This is a genomic window from Allobosea sp. (genome assembly GCF_017308075.1).
GTDB lineage: Bacteria > Pseudomonadota > Alphaproteobacteria > Rhizobiales > Beijerinckiaceae > Allobosea.
Genome location: NZ_JAFKFX010000023.1, coordinates 292,015 through 311,798, shown reverse-complemented (window position 1 = coordinate 311,798; position 19,784 = coordinate 292,015). Strand labels below are relative to the sequence as shown.

The following is a 19,784-nucleotide window of genomic DNA, read 5'->3' as shown; positions in this document are numbered from 1 at the left end:
CCAAGCAGGTTACGAAAGGGCAGCGGCGGGCGCTCTTCGCTCCCGCCGCCAGCGAAATCTATTCCGCCGCTTCCTTCACAGGCGCGGGCTTTTCCCATTTCAGCACTGGCTGGCGCGCGGCTCTGGTCTCGTCGAGACGACGGATCGGGGCGTGATGCGGGGCGGCGGTGAAGCGGCTCTTGTCGTTGCCCTTGGTCGCGATGGCGAGATCGCGCAGGGTCGCGACGAAGAGATCGAGCGCCGCCTTCGACTCCGACTCGGTCGGCTCGATCAGCATGGCGCCGTGGACGACGAGCGGGAAATAGACAGTCATCGGATGGTAGCCCTCGTCGATCATCGCCTTGGCGAAATCGAGCGTCGAGACGCCGGTGCCCTTCAGCCACTCATCGTCGAACAGCACCTCATGCATTGAGGGGTGGTCCGGGAAGGGCAGCGACATCAGGTCGGACAAGCTGGCGCGGATATAGTTGGCGTTCAGCACCGCATCTTCCGAGGCCTGCTTCATGCCGTCGGCGCCATGGCTCAGCATATAGGCGAGCGCCCGGACATACATGCCCATCTGGCCGTGGAAGGCGGTCATCCGTCCGAACGGATCGTTGCCCTCGGGGGCATCGCCCTTGTGCTCGACGAGACGCGACTTGCCGCCCTCGACATGGATGAAAGGCACGGGCGCGAAAGGCGCCAGCCGCTCCGACAGCACGACCGGGCCGGCGCCCGGGCCGCCACCGCCATGCGGGGTCGAGAAGGTCTTGTGCAGGTTTATGTGCATGGCGTCGACACCGAGATCGCCCGGCCGGGCCTTGCCGACGATGGCGTTGAAATTGGCGCCGTCGCAGTAGAAATAGGCGCCAGCCTCGTGCATCGCCGCGGCGATCTCGACGATCTCAGGCTCGAAGATGCCGCAGGTGTTCGGGTTGGTCAGCATGATCGCCGCGACCTCGGGGCCGAGCAGCGCCTTGACGTCCTCGACCGCGACCGTGCCGTCGGGACGGGCCGGGACCGCCTTGACCGAGAAGCCGATCAGGGCGGCCGTCGCCGGATTGGTGCCATGCGCCGATTCCGGCACGAGCACGACATTGCGGGTCGCGCCCTCGCCCTTGGCGGCGATCGCGGCCTTGATCGCCATCATGCCGCAGGCTTCGCCATGGGCGCCGGCCTTGGGCGAGAGCGCCACCGCCGGCATGCCGGTCAGCGTCATCAGATAGCGGGCGAGCTCGAGCATCAGCTCGAGCGCGCCGGGCACGGTCGAGGTCGGCTGCAGCGGATGCACGTCCGAGAAGCCTGGCAGACGCGCCACCTTCTCGTTGAGGCGGGCATTGTGCTTCATCGTGCAGGAACCGAGCGGGAAGAGCCCGGTGTCGATGCCGTAATTCTTCTGGCTGAGGCGCACATAATGGCGCATCGCCTCGGGTTCGGAGAGACCGGGCAGGCCGATCTCGCCCTGACGGGCGTGCTTGCCGAGGCGGCTCTTGAACGGCGCCGGCTTCTCGATGTCGACGCCGGTCGATTCGCGATGGCCGATCTCGAAGATCAGCGGCTCGATCTGCTGCAGCGCGCGATTGCCGGTGAAGGTCTCATGGCTGCGGCTCTCGGCCTCGCCGGCGGCAGTCGGGCGTCCCTGACGGTTCAGCATCACAGCACCTCCGCGAGCGCCGCCACGAAGGCCGCCCGATCCTCATCCGTATTCACTTCCGTATTGGCGACGATCAGGAGATCGTCGAGACCGGCGCCGGGCAGCAGACGCGAGACCGGCACGCCGGCGAGCACGCCCTTCGCAGCCATCGCCTCAACCACCTCGGCGGCCGGCTTGGCGAGCTTCACGGTGAACTCGTTGAAGAAGCTCTCGTTCAGCACCTCGGCGCCCTTCACGCCGGCGAGCGCATCGGCGAGCTTCACCGCATTGGCGTGGTTGACGTCGGCGAGGCGGGAGAGGCCGGCCTGGCCGAGCAGCGTCATGTGGATGGTGAAGGCCAGCACGCAGAGGCCGGAATTGGTGCAGATGTTCGAGGTCGCCTTGTCGCGACGGATATGCTGCTCGCGGGTCGAGAGCGTGAGCACGAAGCCGCGGCGGCCATCGGCGTCGACGGTCTCGCCGCAGAGCCGGCCCGGCATCTGGCGGATATATTTCGACTTGGCGGCGAAGAGGCCGACATAGGGGCCGCCGAAATTCAGGGCGTTGCCGATCGACTGACCCTCGCCGACGACGATGTCGGCATCCTGCGCGCCTGGCGGCACCACCGCGCCAAGCGAGACGACCTCGGTGAAGACCGCGATCAGCAGCGCGCCATGGGCATGCGCCTTCTCGGCGATCGGCCTGAGGTCACGCAGATTGCCGAAGACGTCGGGCGACTGGACGACGACGCAAGAGACGCTGTCGTCGATCTGACTGAGAATGTCCTCGGTAGCGCGGACGTCGGCCTCGAGCGCAACGACCTCGTCGCTGGCCATTTCGGAGAGGGTCTCGACGACCTGGGTGTAGTGCGGGTGCAGGCCGCCGGAGAGCACCGCCTTGCGCCGGCGCGTAACGCGGTGCGCCATCAGCACCGCCTCGGCCGTGCCGGTCGAGCCGTCATACATCGAGGCGTTGGCGACCTCCATACCGGTCAGCGCCGCGATCTGGGTCTGGAACTCGAAGAGATATTGCAGCGTGCCCTGGGCGATCTCGGGCTGGTAGGGCGTATAGCTGGTCAGGAATTCCGAGCGCTGGATCAGATGGTCCACCGTCGCGGGGACATGATGCTTGTAGGCCCCTGCCCCGACGAAGAACGGCACTGCGCCGGCCGCCGTGTTCCTGGCCGACATCTTGCCAAGGATGCGCTCGACCTCGAGCTCGCCCTTGGCGCGCGGCAGGTCGAGCGGGTCCTTGAGCAGCTTGCCCTTCGGCACATCGGAGAAGAGCGCATCGACATCGGGCACGCCGATGCGCGCCAGCATGTCCTCACGGTCGGTATCGGTCAGGGGCAGATAGCGCATTCTGGAGCATCCTCGGGTCATTCCGGGGCCGAGCGCAGCGAGGCGCCCGGAACCCATGAACTCAGGTCGTTGAAAGCCAGTTCGACCTGCGCCGCCTCTTTCCGAAGCGTCGTGGTCATGGGTTCCGGGCTCGGCCTGCGGCCGCCCCGGAATGACGGTTTCAGAGCGTCTTGACGTAGTCCTGGTATTCGGCCTCGCTGAGCAGGCCTTCGAGCTCGGCCGGGTCCTTGAGCTTGATCTTGACGAACCAGCCCTTGCCGGCCGGGTCCTCGTTGACCGTGCCGGGAGCGGCCTCGAGTTCGCTATTGACGGCGACGATCTCGCCGGACACCGGGGCATAGACCTCCGACGCCGCCTTGACGCTTTCGACGACCGCCGCCTCGGCGCCCTTCGCCAGCGCCTTGCCGACTGCCGGCAGCTCGACGAAGACGACGTCGCCGAGCTGGCCCTGGGCGAAATCGGAGATACCGACCGTGCCGGTATCGCCCTCGATGCGGATGTATTCGTGGTCCTTGGTGTAGCGGGTCTCGGCCATGGTTTCCTCCGGCGAAATAGGGTGAAGCTCAGCGCTTGTAGTTGTTGGGAACGAAAGGCATGGCGGCGATCGTCGCCGGCAGCGGCTTGCCGCGCACGATCAGGTCGAGCTTCGTACCGGGAGCCGCATGCTCCCTGGCGACATAGCCCATGGCACAGGGGCCGTTCAGGGTCGGACCGAAACCGCCCGAGGTGACCTTGCCGACAATGGTGCCGTCGGCGAGCGCGATCTCGGCCCCCTCGCGGGCCGGGGCGCGCCCTTCCGGCAGCAGGCCGACACGGACGCGCGCCGTGCCCTCGGCAAATTCGCGCTGGATGCGGGCCGCCCCCGGGAAGCCGCCCTCCTCGCGCCGGCGCTTCTGGATCGACCAGTTCAGCCCGGCCTCGACCGGCGAGGTCGCTGTGTCGATGTCATGGCCATAGAGGCACAAGCCGGCCTCGAGCCGCAGGGAATCGCGGGCCCCAAGACCGACCGGCTTGACCCGGCCATCCAGCAGAAGCGCATCCCAGATCTCGCCGATCCGCTCGGCGGCAGCAGAAATCTCGTAGCCGTCCTCGCCGGTATAGCCGCAGCGGGTGACGTTCGCCTTGACGCCGCCGAGCTTGAGCGTGCGCATCGTCATGAAGCCCATCTCGGCGACTTCCGGGTTGAGCGCCGCCAGCGCCTCCTGCGCCTTCGGCCCCTGCAGCGCGATCAGACCGCGATGCTCGGCCCGGACCAGCTTCACATTGGCCGGCAGGCGGGCTTCGATATGAGGATAATCGGTGAGCTTGCAGGCGGCGTTGACGACGAGAAGCAGCGCGCCGTCTTCGTCGGGATCGGCCGAGCGCGTCACCATCAGATCGTCGATGATGCCGCCATCCTCGTTCAGGAGCTGCGTATAGCGCTGCTTGCCGAGCTGGAGATTGACGATATCGGCGGGGACCAGCGCCTCGAGAGCGCGCGCCGTGGTCTCGTGATCGGGCCCAATCAGGAAGGCCTGGCCCATATGCGAGACGTCGAACAGCCCGGCATTCTCGCGCGTCCAGACATGCTCGGTCAGGATGCCGCTGGGATACTGCACCGGCATGTCGTAGCCCGCGAAAGGCACCATCCGGGCACCGAGCGTGACATGGCGGGCATGAAGCGGCGTCTTGAGCAGCGCCTCGGCGCTTGCGGAGTTTCCGTCGGCCTCTCGGGCTTCGGCAGCCATGGCGTCCCTTCCAGAATCGAGCGCGAGCCCCGAACGGAATCGTCCGGAGCGCGCCCCCTCTGTCTCGGGACCTGAGAGATTTCCCCACCGGCCTCAGGCCGGAAGGTTACCCCCGTCGGTGGGCGAGCCTTTACGGCTCGCCGCTTTCCAGAGCGCCAATTCCCACGCGGTCCGTTTGCCTGAGCGTTTCCGGGGCGGTTGCGCCTTCGGCGCCGGAAACGGACTGCTCCGTTTCCGGTCTCTCCCGCGGGGATGATGCGGCTGGAGCAGCAATAGCTGAGAGCTATCTTAAGTCAATCGAGCCGGCGCTCCGATGCCGGCCTGTCCACGGCCGGCTTCGGACGCGCTGCGACGACCACCAACGAATCGGGCCGGAAGCGGCTTTCCACCTCCGGCCCGATGCTTGAAAACTAAGGGAATCGCGATTTCGCGCCCAGCCGGACGCGCAGCGATCTAGCGGCGACGGCGACGCGCAGGATCGGCCCCGCCCGTGCCGAGCGAAACGACGATCTCGGTTTCGCCGGAGCCCGCCGGCACGACGATATTGTCCTCGACATGCGTGAAGTCGGCGCCGGTCTGGCTGGAGGAGAGTGTCGCACCGACACGCGAGGCACGCCGGGCCAAGACCTGGCCATTGCGGATCACCTGCGTCGTCAAGGTGGCGCTGTGGCTGCCCGAACCACCGGCCGGCCCGGCCAGAACGCGCCCCTCGACCCCGACCTTGAGGGTGAAGCCGCCACCCGGCCCGGTGGCCTTGCATTCGCGAGCGACCGTCTGGATCGAGATCTGATGGCGCAGGCTCCCGCTGTCGGGCCCCGACTGGGCCCGGATCGCCGCCCCGCCTTCGGCGATGATCACGCTCGGGCAGATCAACTCTTCCTCGGGATCCTTGGGCAACTGGTCGACGGGCGGCGGCGTCGTCGACTGGAAAACGATGATGTTGCCGAATGTCTGCATCGCGCTCGGCCCGCCGGTGGAGCTCGACGATCCGCAACCGGCGAGCGCGCCGGCGAGCACAGGCATAATGAGCCAGGCCTTGCGGCCGGTAAGCATATCAATCACGGCAAGGCCTCCACGCCGGGGCCGAATCCATTCAGCGAAACCGGAATGCCGACCCCTTCCTCCGGCGTCTGGAACACGATGAATGTCGCGCTCTTGCCGCCCTTGAGCTGGCCGAGCAGCGTATCGTCCATCACCACCTCCGCGACGCAGCCGGTGGTCAGGCAGCGCACGAAGCCGGCGCGGCCGATATCCTTATCATCGATCTTGAGGCCGAGGCCGGAGGGCAGCAGCACGCCGAGCGGCGCCACGACGCGCAGGAGACGGCTCTTCTGATCGGCCGTCTTGAGCACGATCGCCAGCAAGGTCAGATTCGGCCTGTCCTCGGCGGCGACGTTCTGAACCAGCGCACATTGCTCGGTCTTGGCGCCGGGGGGCACCTCGCAACGCATCTGCCAATCGCCATGCGTGGAGCGCACCGCGCCCTGCGCCTGGGCCGGCTGCGCCGCGGCGCAGAGCCAGCCGGCGACCGCCAGGGCTGCTGCGGCGGGGCCAAAAAGATGGCGCATCCCTGTCATTCCTCTCTGTCGGGCGCCGCGCGCGAGCGGCGGCGGGGGCCGGGAGTTCTCTCCAGTCGAGACCTGCGTTGGGACCATGTGGCCCCTTTTCTGTCAAGACGAAGCATGCCCGCGGCCGACCTGCCGCATGGGCAACCATCGGCCAGGTGCGGCTCATGCCGCACCTCCTCGCGTGCTTATGCCGCACGGCCCTTGCGCCAGCCTATCATTGCCCCACTGGCGCAAGCGTGATCTTTGATTTATCGCAATGCCGAAGAACGAAAGTCAGCCTGCGAGGGCTGGCTGGACGCGTGCAAGCCGACCCAGGCGGAACCGGGGGCCGGCGCGGCATCACAGGAGCTATGTCGGACCGATGCGATTTGTGACCTCGACCCTCAGGGACGCCGCCGCGGCTGCCGCCGCGACGTTGATCGCGTTCTTCCCGGCCGCCGCATCGGCCCAGAACGGCATGCCGCAGCCCTGGCAGATGAATCTTCAGCCCGCAGCGACCGAAGTCGCGACCTTCATCCACTGGTTCCACGACTGGATTAACATCCTGATCGTCGCCATTTCGGTCTTCGTCCTGGCGCTGATCGTCTATGTCGCCTACCGCTTCAACGAGCGCCGCAACCCGGTGCCGGCGAAGACCACGCACCACGCCCTGCTCGAGGTCGCCTGGACGATCATCCCCGTCCTGATCCTGGTCGTCGTCGCGATTCCCTCCTTCCGCCTGCTCAAGCTGCAGCTCGAAGTGCCGAAGGCCGACATCACCGTGAAGGTGACCGGCAAGCAGTGGTACTGGTCCTATGAGTACCCGCAGGAAGGCGGCGCCTTCGGCTTCGATTCGCTGATGCTCGACGAGAAGCAGCGCGCCGAGGCGATCAGCTCGAAGAAGATCGCCGCGGCCGAGGCTCCGCGCCTGCTCGCCGTCGACAACGAGGCGGTGGTTCCGGTCGGCAAGATCGTGCGCGTGCAGGTCACCGCCGCCGACGTCATCCACAAGTTCACGGTTCCCGCTTTCGGCGTGAAGATCGACGCCATCCCCGGCCGCCTCAACGAAACCTGGTTCCGGGCCGACCGCGAAGGTATCTTCTACGGCCAGTGCTCGTTCATCTGCGGGCAGAACCACGCCTATATGCCGATCGCCTTCCGGGTCGTCAGCGCCGAGCGCTATGCCGCGTGGCTCGCGGAATCGAAGCAGAAATTCGCCAATGCGGCCGATGCCGCCGGCAAGGTCGCTGAAGCGACCCGTTGAACCCGATTGACTTGAACTCACGCGAACCGACTTCGCAGGAGGAGACGAACCTCATGGCCACCTCGGCTCCCCACGCCCAGGGTTACGGGCACGACGACGCCCACGCACACGCCCATCCGACCGGATGGCGGCGCTGGCTGCTCTCGACCAACCACAAGGACATCGGCACGCTCTACCTGATCTTCTCGGTGATCGCGGGCCTGATCGGCGGCTTCCTGTCGATCATGATGCGCATCGAGTTGCAGGAGCCGGGGCTGCAGATCTTCGCCAACGGCCAGAGCTACAACGTCTTCGTCACCGGCCACGGCCTGATCATGATCTTCTTCATGGTCATGCCCGCGGTCATCGGCGGCTTCGGCAACTGGTTCGTGCCGCTGATGATCGGCGCGCCGGACATGGCCTTCCCGCGGATGAACAACATCTCGTTCTGGCTCACCGTCTCCGGCCTGGTGCTGCTGCTGATCTCGCTGTTCACCGAAGGCGCCCCCGGCGCCCAAGGCCCCGGCACGGGCTGGACGGTCTATCCGCCCTTCTCCTCCGCCGGCCATCCGGGCCCGGCCGTCGACTTCGCGATCCTGGCGCTCCATCTCGCCGGCGCGGCCTCGATCCTCGGCGCGATCAACTTCATCACCACGATCCTGAACATGCGCGCGCCCGGCATGACCATGCACAAGATGCCGCTGTTCGCCTGGGGCGTGCTGGTCACCGCCTTCCTGCTGCTGCTCTCGCTCCCGGTCCTCGCCGGCGCGATCACCATGCTGCTGACCGATCGCAATTTCGGCACGACCTTCTATGATCCGGCCGGCGGCGGCGACCCGGTGCTCTACCAGCACCTGTTCTGGTTCTTCGGCCATCCCGAAGTCTACATCATGATCCTGCCGGCCTTCGGCATCATCAGCCACATCATCTCGACCTTCTCGAAGAAGCCGATCTTCGGCTATCTCGGCATGGCCTACGCCATGGTCGCGATCGGCGTCGTCGGCTTCATCGTCTGGGCCCACCACATGTACACGGTCGGCCTGTCGCTCAACACGCAGCGCTACTTCGTCTTCGCGACGATGGTCATCGCGGTGCCGACGGGCGTGAAGATTTTCTCATGGATCGCGACGATGTGGGGCGGATCGATCCGTTTCACCGCGCCGATGATCTGGGCGATCGGCTTCATCTTCCTGTTCACGGTCGGCGGCGTCACCGGCGTCGTGCTGGCCAATGCCGGCCTCGATCGCTCGCTGCACGCCACCTACTACGTCGTCGCGCACTTCCACTACGTGCTGTCGCTCGGCGCCGTGTTCGGCATCTTCGCGGGCTTCTACTACTGGTTCCCGAAGATGAGCGGCTATGTGATCCCCGACTGGATCGGCCGGCTGCACTTCTGGATCGCCTTCATCGGTGCGAACCTGCTGTTCTTCCCGCAGCACTTCCTCGGGATCGCCGGCATGCCGCGCCATTATGTCGACTATCCCGACGCCTTCGCCGGCTGGCATTTCTGGTCGTCGATCGGCTCCTACATCTTCGCCGCCGGCCTGCTGGTCTGGATCTATGGCGTGATCGTCGCCTTCACCAGGAAGGAACTGGCCGGCGACAATCCGTGGGGCGAAGGTGCGACGACGCTGGAGTGGACCCTGTCCTCGCCGCCTCCGTTCCACCAGTTCGAGACCCTGCCGCGCATCGCCGGCTCCGACCACTGAGAATAAAGCGGCGGCGGGCCGGCCCCGCCGCCGCCCATCTCCCGAGAGCCTGGAAACGGGCTTTCCGGAGGCGGGCGGCGCCCAGCCACCGGAGTTCCTTGCAAATCACGGCCCGCTTCGGGCCCTTTGAGACGAGACGAAGACCAAGTACCGATGTCTGCTGCGTTCGATCAGATCGCCCCGCACCGTGACGGCGCCGTTCCGACCTCCACCGGGGAGGCCGGCGACTATTTCGCGCTGCTGAAGCCGCGCGTGATGTTCCTCGTCATCGTGACCGCGCTCGGCGGCATGGTGGCCGCTCCCGGCGCGATCAACCCGGTCATCGGCTTCGCCGCCCTGCTCGCGATCTCGGTCGGGGCCGGCGCTTCCGGCGCGCTCAACATGTGGTGGGACGCCGATATCGACGCGGTGATGACGCGCACCGCGCAGCGGCCGATTCCGGCCGGGCGGATCCAGGCCAAGGAAGCGCTGGCCTTCGGCCTCGTGCTGTCGATCGGCTCGGTGCTGGTGCTCGGCCTCGTCGCCAACCTGCTCTCGGCGGCGATGCTCGCCTTCACGATCTTCTTCTACGCCGTCGTCTATTCGATGTGGCTGAAGCGGGCGACGCCGCAGAACATCGTCATCGGCGGCGCCGCCGGCGCCTTCCCGCCGATGATCGGCGAAGCCGTGGTGACCGGCGATTTCGGCCTGACCTCGATCGTGCTCTTCGCGATCATCTTCCTGTGGACGCCGCCGCATTTCTGGGCCCTGGCGCTGGTCAAGTCCGGCGATTATGCCCGCGCCGGCATCCCGATGCTGCCCAATGTCGCCGGCCCGGCCGCGACGCGGCGCCAGATCGTCGCCTACACCTTCGTACTGGCCCCGGTCGCCGTGCTGCCGGCGCTGATGGGCTTCGGTGGTGCGATCTATCTCCTGGTCTCGGTCGTGACCGGACTGATGATGATCGCGCTGTCTCTGCGCGTGCTGAAGGTCACGGAGGGCGAGGCGGCCTATAAGGCGGCCTACCAGCTCTTCGGCTTCTCGATCCTGTATCTCTTCCTGCTCTTCGCCGTGCTTCTGGCCGAGAACGGACTCGGCCTGATGTGGGCCCTGCCCAAGGTGCTGGGATGAGCGAGAACCCGCAGCGCCAGGACGCACCGCCCCAGCCCGCGCCGCCGGTTGCCTTCTCGCCGGAGGACATGGCCCGGCGCAGGCGCCGCTCGATCGCGCTCGCCCTGGTCCTGGCGGGTCTGGTCCTGTTCTTCTTCGTGGTGACGCTGGCCAAGACCGGGCCGGCGATCCTCAACCGTCCGCTGTGACGCGATGACCGCCGCATCCGCCAAGAATCGCCGCATCGTGCTGATCTGCAGCACCGTCGCGCTCGGCATGACCGGGCTGTCCTTCGCCGCCGTGCCGCTCTACGACATGTTCTGCCGGGCGACGGGCTTCGGCGGCACGCCCCTGGTCGGGACGACCGGCGCCAGCCGCGTCATCGACCGCACGATCGCGGTGCGCTTCGACGCCAATGTCTCGCCGGCTCTGGGCTGGCGCTTCGAGGCCGAGCGGACCGAGATCACCGCCCGCATCGGCGAGACGCAGACGGTATTCTACAAGATCACCAACACCTCCTCGCGGCCCGTCACCGGGATCGCGACCTATAATGTCCAGCCTTCCCAGGCTGCGGCGCATTTCGTCAAGATCCAGTGCTTCTGCTTCACGGAGAACACGCTGCAGCCCGGCGAGAGCATCGAGGCGCCGGTCGTGTTCTACATCGACCCTGAAATCGAGGGGAACCGGGAGCTCTCGAGCCTGAAATCAATCACCCTGTCGTACACCTACTTCCCGTCGAAATCCGGACAACCGGTCGCGGAAAGCAAGGGTGACGCAGCCAAATCAAGCCTATAAGCAGCAAGCCAGCGCGCTGCACTTCTATCGGACGCGGAGACGACCACGATGGCCGAGGCCCATACCAAGAACCACGACTACCACCTCGTCGATCCGAGCCCGTGGCCGCTGGTCGGCGCCACCTCCGCCACGATCATGGCGATCGGCGCCGTGATGTGGATGAAGCACATGCCGGTCGCCGGCATGCAGCTCGGCCCGCTGGTCTTCGGCGCCGGTGTTCTGGGCGTGCTCTACACCATGCTCGCCTGGTGGATGGACGTGGTCCGCGAGGCCGAGCATGAGGGCCACCATACCCGCGTCGTCCAGATCCATCACCGCTACGGCATGCTGATGTTCATCGCCTCCGAGGTGATGTTCTTCGTCGCCTGGTTCTGGGCCTTCTTCGACGCCAGCCTGTTCACCGGCGAGACCATCCAGTACGCCCGCGCCGAGTTCACCGGCGGCCACTGGCCGCCGAAGGGCATCGAGACCTTCGATCCCTGGCATCTGCCGCTGCTCAACACGCTGATCCTCTTGACCTCGGGCACCACCGTGACCTGGGCGCATTATGCGCTGATCAAGAATGATCGCGCCGGGCTGAAGCAGGCGCTGTGGCTGACCCTGATCCTCGGCGGCATGTTCACGATCGTCCAGGCCTATGAGTACTCGCACGCCACCTTCGCGTTCAGCGGCCATATCTATGGCGCGACCTTCTACATGGCGACCGGCTTCCACGGTTTCCATGTGCTGATCGGCACGATCTTCCTGGCGATCTGCCTCTACCGGGTCTATCTCGGCCACTTCAAGCCGAACCAGCATCTCGGCTTCGAGTTCGCCGCCTGGTACTGGCACTTCGTCGACGTGGTCTGGCTGTTCCTGTTCGCCGCGATCTATGTCTGGGGCGCCGGCGCGCCGGCTGCCCACTGAAGCGGGACCGATCGCGGTCGCAGAATCGAGGGGCGGCCGCCAGGCCGCCCCTTTGCATTTGAGGAGAAGCGCATGACAACGCCGCCAGCCAGCCTGCCCTCGCCCTATTCGACCGGCCTCGGCGGCCGTTGCCCGCGCTGCGGCGAAGGCAAGCTCTTCGACGGCTATCTGAAGCTGCGCCCGCGCTGCGCCGCCTGCGGCCTCGATTACGCCTTCGCCGATTCAGCCGACGGGCCGGCCGTATTCATCATGCTGGTCGCCGGCTTCTTCGTGCTCGGCCTCGCGCTCTATGTCGAGATCGCCTACGAGCCGCCGATCTGGCTGCATCTCACGCTCTGGCTGCCACTGGCGCTCATCACCTGTCTCGGCCTGCTGCGGCCGATGAAGGGGCTGGCGGTCGCACTGCAATATGTGAACCGGGCACAGGAAGGCAGGATAAGGAAGTGAACGCCGCGCCCCCTTCCACTCCAGCCCGCCCGAAACTCCTCCTGCCGGCCTTGCTGACCGTCATCGGTGTCGGCGTGCTCTGCACGCTCGGCACCTGGCAGCTCCAGCGCATGACCGAGAAGCACGGCTTCATCGAACGGCTCGAGACCCAGGCGAAGGGCCCTGCCTCCGCCCTGCCGCCCTCGACCAAATGGGCGAGCCTCGACCCGGCGCAGCTCGACCTGCAACGCGTCGAGGCCAGGGGCACCTATCTGGAAGACGGCATCGCCGGCGTGCGCACCACCATCGCAGCCGGCCCGCCGGGCACGCGCCAGCTCTCCGGCTTCGGCCGCTGGGTGTTCCAGGGCTTTCGCCTCGAGGACGGAGCGACCATCCTGGTCAATCGCGGTTTCGTGCCCGAGGCGCTCTACGGCGCCATGAAGCCGGCCAGCGGCCCTGCGACCGTCTCCGGCTTCCTGCGCGCACCGGAGGCCCGCAACAGCTTCACCCCCGCGGACCTGCCCGGCAAGCGCGAGTTCTACACCCGCGATCCCGAGGCGATCGCCGCCTCGCTCGGCCTGCCGGGCGCACCGTTCTATCTCGAGGCGGAACGCAGCGGCGACGGCATGACCCCGCCCGCCGGCGTCGACGTCAGGGAACTGATCGCCCGCATACCCGACAACCACCTGCAATATGCGCTCACCTGGTTCGGGCTGGCGCTGACCCTGATCGGTGTGTTCGGCGCCTATGCCCTCCAGGCGAGGCGGATGCGCACCGACGCGTGAACCCAGCCGGACCTGTCCTTTGGTTTTGCCCTCCCCCGCCAACGGGCCTATAGGATCAGGACAAACTCGAAACGGAACCGCCGTGCTGCATATCTCTACCCGGGGCGATGCGCCCTCGCTCTCCTTCGCCGACGCGCTGCTCGCCGGGCTCGCCCGCGATGGCGGCCTGTACCTGCCGCAAGCCCTGCCGCAGCTCTCGACGACCGAGATTGCCGGCCTCGCCGGCAAACCCTATGCGGCGGTAGCCGAGCAGATCGTCGGCGCACTCGCCGATGGCGACATCGAGGGCGGCGCGCTGAAGACGATGATCGGCCAGGCCTATGCCAGCTTCCGGCACCCGGCCGTCTGCCCGCTGGTCCAGCTCGGCGACAACCTGTTCTCGCTCGAGCTCTTCCACGGCCCGACCCTCGCCTTCAAGGACGTGGCGATGCAGTTGCTCGGGCAGCTGATGGACCATGTCCTCGCCCAGCGCGGCGAGCGCGCCACCATTGTCGGCGCCACCTCCGGCGACACCGGCGGCGCCGCGATCGACGCCTTCAAGGGGCTGGAACGGGTCGACATCTTCATTCTCTACCCCGAGGGCCGCGTCTCGGACGTGCAGCGCCGGCAGATGACCACTGTCGAGGCCGGAAACGTCCACGCCATCGCGGTCGAGGGCACCTTCGACGACTGCCAGAACCTGGTGAAGGCGCTGTTCAACCATCACCGTTTCCGCGACGAGCTGCGCCTCTCCGGCGTCAACTCGATCAACTGGGCCCGGATAGCCGCGCAGGTGGTCTACTATTTCACGGCGGCGAGCGCGCTCGGCAGCCCGCACCGGCCGGTCTCCTTCGCAGTGCCGACCGGCAATTTCGGCGACATCCTCGCCGGCTGGATCGCCAAGCGCATGGGCCTGCCGATCGGGCGGCTGGCGATCGGCACCAACAGCAACGACATCCTGGCGCGCACGCTCGAAACCGGCGTCTACGAGATGCGTGGCGTCGCCGCCACGACCTCGCCCTCGATGGACATCCAGATCTCCTCGAATTTCGAGCGGCTGCTGTTCGAGGCGCATGACCGGGACAGCGCCGCCGTGCGCCGGCTGATGCAGTCACTCCAGCAATCCGGGCGCTTCGAGATCGCGGCCGGCCCGCTCGCGCGCATCCGCGCCGATTTCGACGCCGTCGCGATCGACGAGGCTGCCGTCGCGGCCGAGATCGGCGCGACCTGGCGCGATGCCGGCTACTTGCTCGACCCGCACAGTGCGATCGGCGTGCGCGCTGCACGCGCAGCGCTGAAGGCCGACCCGGCGACGCCGGTGGTCGCGCTCGGCACCGCCCACCCGGCCAAGTTCCCCGCCGCCGTCGAGGCGGCCTGTGGCGTGCGGCCGGCACTGCCAGCCCATCTCGCCGACCTGATGGCGCGCAAGGAACGCTCGAGCCTGCTGCCCAACGACCATGGCAGACTGGAACGCTTCATCGCCGAGCGGGCAAGGGCCGTGCGGAGTGCCGCCGCATGAGCAAACTCAACGCCAGGGCCGGCAAGCCCAAGCCCGCCAAGCGCGAGGAACAGGCGCTCGCGCACGATCCCGCGGTCAGCCTGACGACCCTGCCCTCCGGACTGCGTATCGTCTCCGAACATATGGCGCATGCCGCGACGGTGTCGCTCGGCATCTGGATCGGCGCCGGCTCGCGCGACGAGCTGCCGCATGAGCACGGCCTCGCCCATCTGCTCGAGCACATGGCGTTCAAGGGCACGGCGCGACGCTCGGCCCGGCAGATCGCCGAGGAGATCGAGAGCGTCGGCGGCGACCTCAATGCGGCGACATCCGTCGAGTACACCTGCTACACGGCGCGCGTCCTCGGCCAGGACCTGGCGCTGGCGGTAGACATCCTCGCCGATATCCTGACCGCCCCGGCCCTGACCGAGGAAGAGCTCGCGCGCGAGAAGGGCGTCATCCTGCAGGAGATCGGCGCCGTCCAGGATACGCCGGACGATCTCGTCTACGACCGTTTCCTCCAGGCGGCCTTCCCCGACCAGCCGCTCGGCCGACCGATCCTCGGCACGGCGCAGACCGTGAACAGCTTCACCCCGGAAGCGATCCGTGCCTATCTCTCGCGGAATTACCATGCCGGCAACATGGTGCTGGCCGCGGCCGGCGCCGTCGACCATGCGGAGCTGGTCGCCCTTGCCGAAAAGGCCCTGGCCCCGCTGCCTCTGCGACCGTCAGTCCCGCCGCCGGCACGCGACCTCGCAGTCTATCGTGGCGGCGAAGCCCGCATCGACGGCGACGAGGAGCAGGTCCATGTCGTGCTCGGCTTCCCCGGCAAGCCGTTCGAGGATGGCGCGCACTATCCGCTTCAGATTTTCTCTGCCGTGCTCGGCGGCGGCCTGTCGTCGCGGCTCTTCCAGGAGGTGCGCGAGCGGCGCGGCCTCGCTTATGCGGTCGACTCCTTCCACTGGCCATTCTCCGATTGCGGCGTTTTCGGCATCAGCGCCGGCACGGCGCCTGAGGATGTCGGCGAGCTCGTCGATGTCGCCTTCGACTGCCTCCGACAGGCCGTGCAGGATGTCAGCGAAGTCGAAATGGCGCGGGCGCGGGCGCAGATGAAGGTCGGCCTGCTGGCCTCGCTCGAGAGCCCAGGCGGTAAGCTCGAGCAGATGGCGCGGCAGGTGCTGGTCTTCGGCCGCGCCATCCCGCGCGAGGAGCTGGCGCGCCGGCTCGATGCGGTCAGCCTCGATGATGTGCGCGCCGCCGGCCGCAGCCTGCTCGAGGGCCACGCCACCGTCGCCGCCATCGGCCCGCTCGACGATCTGGCGCCGGCGGAAGCCCTGCGCGCCGCGCTCGCACGCCCGGCCTGACCGCCATGGCCCTGTTCCGTTTCGCGACCGACCCGCCGACGCGGCCGCTGATCCGGACACAAAATCTCGTATTGCGCCCTCCGCACGCCAATGACTTCGCCGCCTGGGCGGCGTTACGGCGGGAGAGCCGCGATTTCCTGACGCCGTGGGAGCCGGTCTGGAGCGAGGACGACCTCACCCGCAACGCCTTCCGGCTGCGGGTGAAGCGGGCCGCCCGCGAAGTCGCCTCCGACGAGGCCTATTGCCTGTTCGTCCTCGATGCCCGCACGGAAACGCTGCTCGGTGGGCTGACGCTCGGCCTGGTCAGACGCGGCGTCGCGCAGGCCTGCACGCTCGGCTACTGGATGGGCGAGCGGCATGCGGGCAAGGGCCATATGACGGAGGCGGTCCGCGGCGCGCTCGCCTTCGCCTTCTCGGAACTCGCGCTGCACCGGGTCGAGGCGGCCTGCTTGCCGCACAATACACCGTCGCGCCGGCTACTCGAGCGCGTCGGCTTCCAGCCCGAAGGCGAGGCGCGCGGCTATCTGCGGATCAACGGCGTCTGGGCCGACCACCTGCTCTATGGGATGCTCGCCGCCGACCTCCGCAAGGGGTGAGGAAGAGTGGGAAGGCCGCCTTGCCCTCGCCACGCCCGGCCGATACGACTGACCCGACAAATTTTAAACATTCAGACCCGCCCGAAAGACCGAGCCCACCTTGTCATCGACGCACCGTTTCCTCCGGCTCGGCATCGCCATTTCTGGCCTCCTGGTGCTGACCCTGTTCTCGGCGCTGCGCCCGGCGCTGGCGATCGAGGCGCAGCGCGTGCCGGTCGACGTGCCCGTGCTCGACCTCACCGATGTCGTCGAGCGCAACAAATCCGATGGCGACGTCATCCAGATCTCGACCGCGCCGGGGCCGGACGGCATCGTCCGGCGCATCGCGGTCCGGGCACGCGAATCCGGAGCGCGCCCGGACTGGATCGTCTTCGCGCTGACCAATGATTCCGACGAGCAGATCGACCGGCTGCTGGTCGCCCCCTTCCACCGGCTGATCGGCTCCGGCGTGATCTGGCCCGATCTCGGCGACCGCCGCATCGAGGCGATCACGGCCAGTCAAGGTCTGCGGCCGGAGCGCGAGGATTCACCGGACGCCGACGTCTTTCAGATCACGCTCGACCCCGGCACCACCGTGACCTTCGTCGCCGAGCTGAAATCGCCGAACCTGCCGCAGCTCTATCTCTACGAGCCGGAGGCCTATCGTCAGAAGACCAACGGGCTGACGCTCTACAAGGGCATCATCATCGGCATCGCCGGCCTGCTCGCACTGTTCCTGACCATCATCTTCGTGGTCAAGGGCGCCGTGATCTTCCCGGCGGCGGCCGCGCTGGCCTGGGCGGTCCTGGCCTATGCCGGGCTCGATTTCGGTTTCTTTCAGCGCATCTTTCCGCTGACGCCGGCGATCGAGCGAATATATCGCGCCGGCGCCGAGGTGGTGCTGGCGGCGACATTACTGGTCTTCCTGTTCGCCTATCTCAACCTGTCGCGCTGGCATGTGCGCTACAGTCACATCACGCTGGTCTGGATGCTCGGCCTGGCCTGTCTCGTCGGCCTTGCCGTGGTCGATGCGCCGATGGCTTCCGGCGTCGCACGCATCTCGATCGCGGCGGTCGCGGCGGTCGGCTTCGTGCTGATCCTGCACCTTGCCACCCATGGCTATGAGCGTGCGGTGATGCTGATCCCGACCTGGTTCCTGCTCGCGGTCTGGGTCACGGCCGCCGGCTTCACCGTGACCGGCCAGCTGGTGCGCGACCTCGTGCCGCCGGCGCTGATCGGCGGGCTCGTGCTGATCGTATTGCTGATCGGCTTCACCGTGGTGCAGCACGCCTTCGCCGGCGGCGCCTTGGCCCAGGGCCTGGTTTCCGACACTGAGCGACGGGCCCTCGCACTCTCGGGCTCCGGCGATCTCGTCTTCGACTGGGACGTGAGCGCCGACAAGATCTTCGTCTCGCCGCAGACCGAGATCCTGCTCGGCCTGCCCAAGGGCGCGCTCGAGGGCTCGGCCGCGCGCTGGCTCGAATACATGCATGTCGCCGACCGCGACCGCTACCGCGTCACGCTCGACGCCGTGCTCGAGCAGCGTCGCGGCAAGCTCCAGCTCGACTTCCGTCTGCGCGCCGGCAATGGCGCCTATCACTGGTTCAGCCTGAAGGCGCGGCCGGTGATCGGCTCCGATGGCGAAGTCATCCGCGTCATCGGCACGCTCGCCGACGTCACCGAGCAGCGCACGGCGCAGGATCGCATGCTGCACGACGCCGTGCACGACAACCTGACCGGCCTGCCCAATCGCGAGCTCTTCCAGGACCGGCTCGCCGCCGTGTTCGGCTTCTGCCGCGCCGATGAGAGCACCCGGCCGACCGTCATCGTTATCGACATCGACCGCTTCAAGCAGGTCAACGAATCCGTCGGCTTCTCGGCCGGCGATTCGATCCTGCTGACGCTGGCGCGCCGCCTCGGCCGGCTGCTGCGGGCGCAGGACACGCTGGCCCGCATAGGCGGCGACATCTTCGCGATGATCCTCGTCTCCGAGCGCGAGCCCGAGCGCATCCTCGCCCTTGCCGAGCTGGTGCGCCGCGCCGTCTCGACGCCCGTCACCTTCGCCGAGCGCGAGATCGTGCTGACGCCCTCGATCGGACTCGCGCTGTTCGACGGCACACCGACCGCCCGCAAGGACGACGCGCTGAAGAACGCCGAGCTCGCCATGGCCCATGCCAAGAACCAGGGCGGCAATCTCGTCGAGGTCTTCGTGCCGGCGATGCGCAACGACCGCAACGACCGGCTGGCGCTGGAAAGCGATCTGCGCCGCGCCATCGAGCGCGGTGAGATCCAGGTGATGTACCAGCCGATCGTGCGACTCGAGGATCGGACCATCGCCGGCTTCGAGGCGCTGATGCGCTGGGACCATCCGCGCGAAGGCCGCCTGCTGCCGCAGGACTTCCTTTCCATCGCCGAGGAAACCGGCCTGATCGTCGATCTCGGCGTCTATGTGATGGACCGCACCGCGCGCGAGCTCGCCGCCTGGCAGGCCGCGCTCGAAGTCGAGCCGCCGATCTTCGCCAGCGTCAACGTCTCCAGCCGCCAGCTGCTGCGCCACGATCTGCTGCGCGACGTCAAATCGGTGCTGGCCCGCCGGCGCGTGCTGCCGGGTACATTGAAGCTCGAGATCACCGAGAGCCTGGTGATGGAGAACCCGGAATATGCCGCGCAGATGCTGTCGCGCATCCGCGATCTCGGCGCCGGCCTCTCGCTCGACGATTTCGGCACCGGCTATTCCTCGCTGTCCTATCTGCAGCGCTTCCCCTTCGACACGATCAAGATCGACCAGAGCTTCGTGCGCCAGATGGGCAATGGCCGCCCGCCGGTGATCCTGCGCTCGATCGTCCAGCTCGCCGCCGATCTGCGCATGGACGTCGTGGCGGAAGGCGCCGAGACCGAATCGGACGCGATCGAGCTCTACCAGCTCGGCTGCCAGTACGCGCAGGGCTACACTTTCGGGCAGCCTATGACGGCGGCGGAAGCGCGGCGACTGGTGGGCGCCTCGAGCGCCTCGACCGAGGCGGCTTAACTACCCGCATTTAAGGTCATTCCGGGGCGCTAAGAAGCAGCGAGCCCGGAACTCACGACCACGACGCTGCCTGATGCCGCGCCGGGAGCCGCCAGTATTCCTCGCAATCACGGTGTTCATGGGTTCCGGGCTCAGGCCTG

18 protein-coding genes and 2 riboswitches are annotated in these 19,784 nt (G+C 67.3%); of the genes, 12 read left to right on the top strand and 6 right to left on the bottom strand.

Going from position 1 to position 19,784, the window contains the following annotated elements:
* Positions 1 to 58: 58 nt before the first annotated feature.
* The 6 genes from gcvPB to J0J10_RS02375 form a co-directional block, all read right to left on the bottom strand.
* Complete coding sequence (gcvPB, locus tag J0J10_RS02400) at positions 59 to 1,633, bottom strand: aminomethyl-transferring glycine dehydrogenase subunit GcvPB (RefSeq protein ID WP_291638329.1); 1,575 nt, start codon at positions 1,631 to 1,633, stop codon at positions 59 to 61.
* Positions 1,633 to 2,973 carry an aminomethyl-transferring glycine dehydrogenase subunit GcvPA gene (gene gcvPA, locus J0J10_RS02395; protein WP_291644973.1) on the bottom strand — a complete coding sequence of 447 codons (1,341 nt, stop codon included), beginning with the start codon at positions 2,971 to 2,973 and terminating at the stop codon, positions 1,633 to 1,635. Before gcvPA ends, gcvPB begins: the two co-directional genes overlap by 1 nt.
* Positions 2,974 to 3,133: 160 nt before the next feature.
* On the bottom strand, positions 3,134 to 3,508 hold the full coding sequence (gene gcvH, locus J0J10_RS02390; RefSeq protein WP_291644971.1) for a glycine cleavage system protein GcvH: 375 nt from the start codon (positions 3,506 to 3,508) through the stop codon (positions 3,134 to 3,136).
* 28 nt (positions 3,509 to 3,536) lie between these two features.
* Complete coding sequence (gcvT, locus tag J0J10_RS02385) at positions 3,537 to 4,700, bottom strand: glycine cleavage system aminomethyltransferase GcvT (protein ID WP_291644969.1); 1,164 nt, start codon at positions 4,698 to 4,700, stop codon at positions 3,537 to 3,539.
* 57 nt (positions 4,701 to 4,757) lie between these two features.
* Positions 4,758 to 4,853: riboswitch (glycine riboswitch) on the bottom strand.
* 4 nt (positions 4,854 to 4,857) lie between these two features.
* Positions 4,858 to 4,957, bottom strand: a riboswitch (glycine riboswitch).
* A gap of 196 nt (positions 4,958 to 5,153) precedes the next feature.
* Positions 5,154 to 5,762: a hypothetical protein gene (locus J0J10_RS02380; protein ID WP_291644967.1), complete on the bottom strand. Its 609-nt coding sequence runs from the start codon at positions 5,760 to 5,762 to the stop codon at positions 5,154 to 5,156.
* On the bottom strand, positions 5,759 to 6,268 hold the full coding sequence (locus J0J10_RS02375; protein WP_365877702.1) for an invasion associated locus B family protein: 510 nt from the start codon (positions 6,266 to 6,268) through the stop codon (positions 5,759 to 5,761). The genes J0J10_RS02380 and J0J10_RS02375 overlap by 4 nt, the downstream gene beginning before the upstream one ends.
* A 361-nt stretch (positions 6,269 to 6,629) precedes the next feature.
* On the opposite strand from J0J10_RS02375, the gene coxB reads away from it, so the two are divergent.
* From coxB to J0J10_RS02315, 12 genes are all read left to right on the top strand, one after another.
* Entirely contained in the window at positions 6,630 to 7,511 is an 882-nt protein-coding gene (coxB, locus tag J0J10_RS02370) for a cytochrome c oxidase subunit II (protein WP_465247144.1), read from the top strand.
* A gap of 53 nt (positions 7,512 to 7,564) precedes the next feature.
* A complete protein-coding gene (gene ctaD / locus J0J10_RS02365) occupies positions 7,565 to 9,199 on the top strand; it encodes a cytochrome c oxidase subunit I (RefSeq protein ID WP_291644965.1) in 1,635 nt (544 codons plus the stop codon).
* A 153-nt stretch (positions 9,200 to 9,352) separates the two neighbouring features.
* The gene (locus tag J0J10_RS02360; RefSeq protein ID WP_291638336.1) at positions 9,353 to 10,309 is read left to right on the top strand and encodes a heme o synthase; all 957 of its coding nucleotides are present in this window, start codon (positions 9,353 to 9,355) and stop codon (positions 10,307 to 10,309) included.
* Positions 10,306 to 10,497, top strand: a complete 192-nt coding sequence (locus J0J10_RS02355) for a hypothetical protein (RefSeq protein ID WP_291644963.1) — start codon at positions 10,306 to 10,308, stop codon at positions 10,495 to 10,497. Before J0J10_RS02360 ends, J0J10_RS02355 begins: the two co-directional genes overlap by 4 nt.
* Positions 10,498 to 10,501: 4 nt before the next feature.
* On the top strand, positions 10,502 to 11,083 hold the full coding sequence (locus J0J10_RS02350) for a cytochrome c oxidase assembly protein (RefSeq protein WP_291644961.1): 582 nt from the start codon (positions 10,502 to 10,504) through the stop codon (positions 11,081 to 11,083).
* 48 nt (positions 11,084 to 11,131) lie between these two features.
* Positions 11,132 to 11,989, top strand: coding sequence for a cytochrome c oxidase subunit 3 (locus tag J0J10_RS02345; protein ID WP_291638339.1), 858 nt, complete (start codon positions 11,132 to 11,134; stop codon positions 11,987 to 11,989).
* Positions 11,990 to 12,061: 72 nt separating this feature from the next.
* On the top strand, positions 12,062 to 12,436 hold the full coding sequence (locus J0J10_RS02340; protein ID WP_291638340.1) for a DUF983 domain-containing protein: 375 nt from the start codon (positions 12,062 to 12,064) through the stop codon (positions 12,434 to 12,436).
* Entirely contained in the window at positions 12,433 to 13,200 is a 768-nt protein-coding gene (locus J0J10_RS02335) for an SURF1 family protein (RefSeq protein ID WP_291644959.1), read from the top strand. The genes J0J10_RS02340 and J0J10_RS02335 overlap by 4 nt, the downstream gene beginning before the upstream one ends.
* 82 nt (positions 13,201 to 13,282) lie before the next feature.
* Positions 13,283 to 14,698, top strand: coding sequence for a threonine synthase (gene thrC, locus J0J10_RS02330; protein WP_291644957.1), 1,416 nt, complete (start codon positions 13,283 to 13,285; stop codon positions 14,696 to 14,698).
* Positions 14,695 to 16,041: a M16 family metallopeptidase gene (locus J0J10_RS02325; RefSeq protein WP_291644954.1), complete on the top strand. Its 1,347-nt coding sequence runs from the start codon at positions 14,695 to 14,697 to the stop codon at positions 16,039 to 16,041. Before thrC ends, J0J10_RS02325 begins: the two co-directional genes overlap by 4 nt.
* A 5-nt stretch (positions 16,042 to 16,046) precedes the next feature.
* Positions 16,047 to 16,637: a GNAT family N-acetyltransferase gene (locus tag J0J10_RS02320; RefSeq protein WP_291638344.1), complete on the top strand. Its 591-nt coding sequence runs from the start codon at positions 16,047 to 16,049 to the stop codon at positions 16,635 to 16,637.
* A gap of 100 nt (positions 16,638 to 16,737) precedes the next feature.
* The gene (locus J0J10_RS02315) at positions 16,738 to 19,644 is read left to right on the top strand and encodes an EAL domain-containing protein (protein ID WP_465247143.1); all 2,907 of its coding nucleotides are present in this window, start codon (positions 16,738 to 16,740) and stop codon (positions 19,642 to 19,644) included.
* Positions 19,645 to 19,784 lie beyond the last annotated feature (140 nt).

Bases quoted from the DNA above. Each gene is read 5' to 3' on its own strand.
- gcvPB (WP_291638329.1), bottom strand. From the start codon at position 1,633: ATGCTGAACCGTCAGGGACGCCCGACTGCCGCCGGCGAGGCCGAGAGC.
- gcvPA (WP_291644973.1), bottom strand. From the start codon at position 2,973: ATGCGCTATCTGCCCCTGACCGATACCGACCGTGAGGACATGCTGGCG.
- gcvH (WP_291644971.1), bottom strand. From the start codon at position 3,508: ATGGCCGAGACCCGCTACACCAAGGACCACGAATACATCCGCATCGAG.
- gcvT (WP_291644969.1), bottom strand. From the start codon at position 4,700: ATGGCTGCCGAAGCCCGAGAGGCCGACGGAAACTCCGCAAGCGCCGAG.
- J0J10_RS02375 (WP_365877702.1), bottom strand. From the start codon at position 6,268: ATGCGCCATCTTTTTGGCCCCGCCGCAGCAGCCCTGGCGGTCGCCGGC.
- coxB (WP_465247144.1), top strand. From the start codon at position 6,630: ATGCGATTTGTGACCTCGACCCTCAGGGACGCCGCCGCGGCTGCCGCC.
- ctaD (WP_291644965.1), top strand. From the start codon at position 7,565: ATGGCCACCTCGGCTCCCCACGCCCAGGGTTACGGGCACGACGACGCC.
- J0J10_RS02360 (WP_291638336.1), top strand. From the start codon at position 9,353: ATGTCTGCTGCGTTCGATCAGATCGCCCCGCACCGTGACGGCGCCGTT.
- J0J10_RS02355 (WP_291644963.1), top strand. From the start codon at position 10,306: ATGAGCGAGAACCCGCAGCGCCAGGACGCACCGCCCCAGCCCGCGCCG.
- J0J10_RS02350 (WP_291644961.1), top strand. From the start codon at position 10,502: ATGACCGCCGCATCCGCCAAGAATCGCCGCATCGTGCTGATCTGCAGC.
- J0J10_RS02345 (WP_291638339.1), top strand. From the start codon at position 11,132: ATGGCCGAGGCCCATACCAAGAACCACGACTACCACCTCGTCGATCCG.
- J0J10_RS02340 (WP_291638340.1), top strand. From the start codon at position 12,062: ATGACAACGCCGCCAGCCAGCCTGCCCTCGCCCTATTCGACCGGCCTC.
- J0J10_RS02325 (WP_291644954.1), top strand. From the start codon at position 14,695: ATGAGCAAACTCAACGCCAGGGCCGGCAAGCCCAAGCCCGCCAAGCGC.
- J0J10_RS02320 (WP_291638344.1), top strand. From the start codon at position 16,047: ATGGCCCTGTTCCGTTTCGCGACCGACCCGCCGACGCGGCCGCTGATC.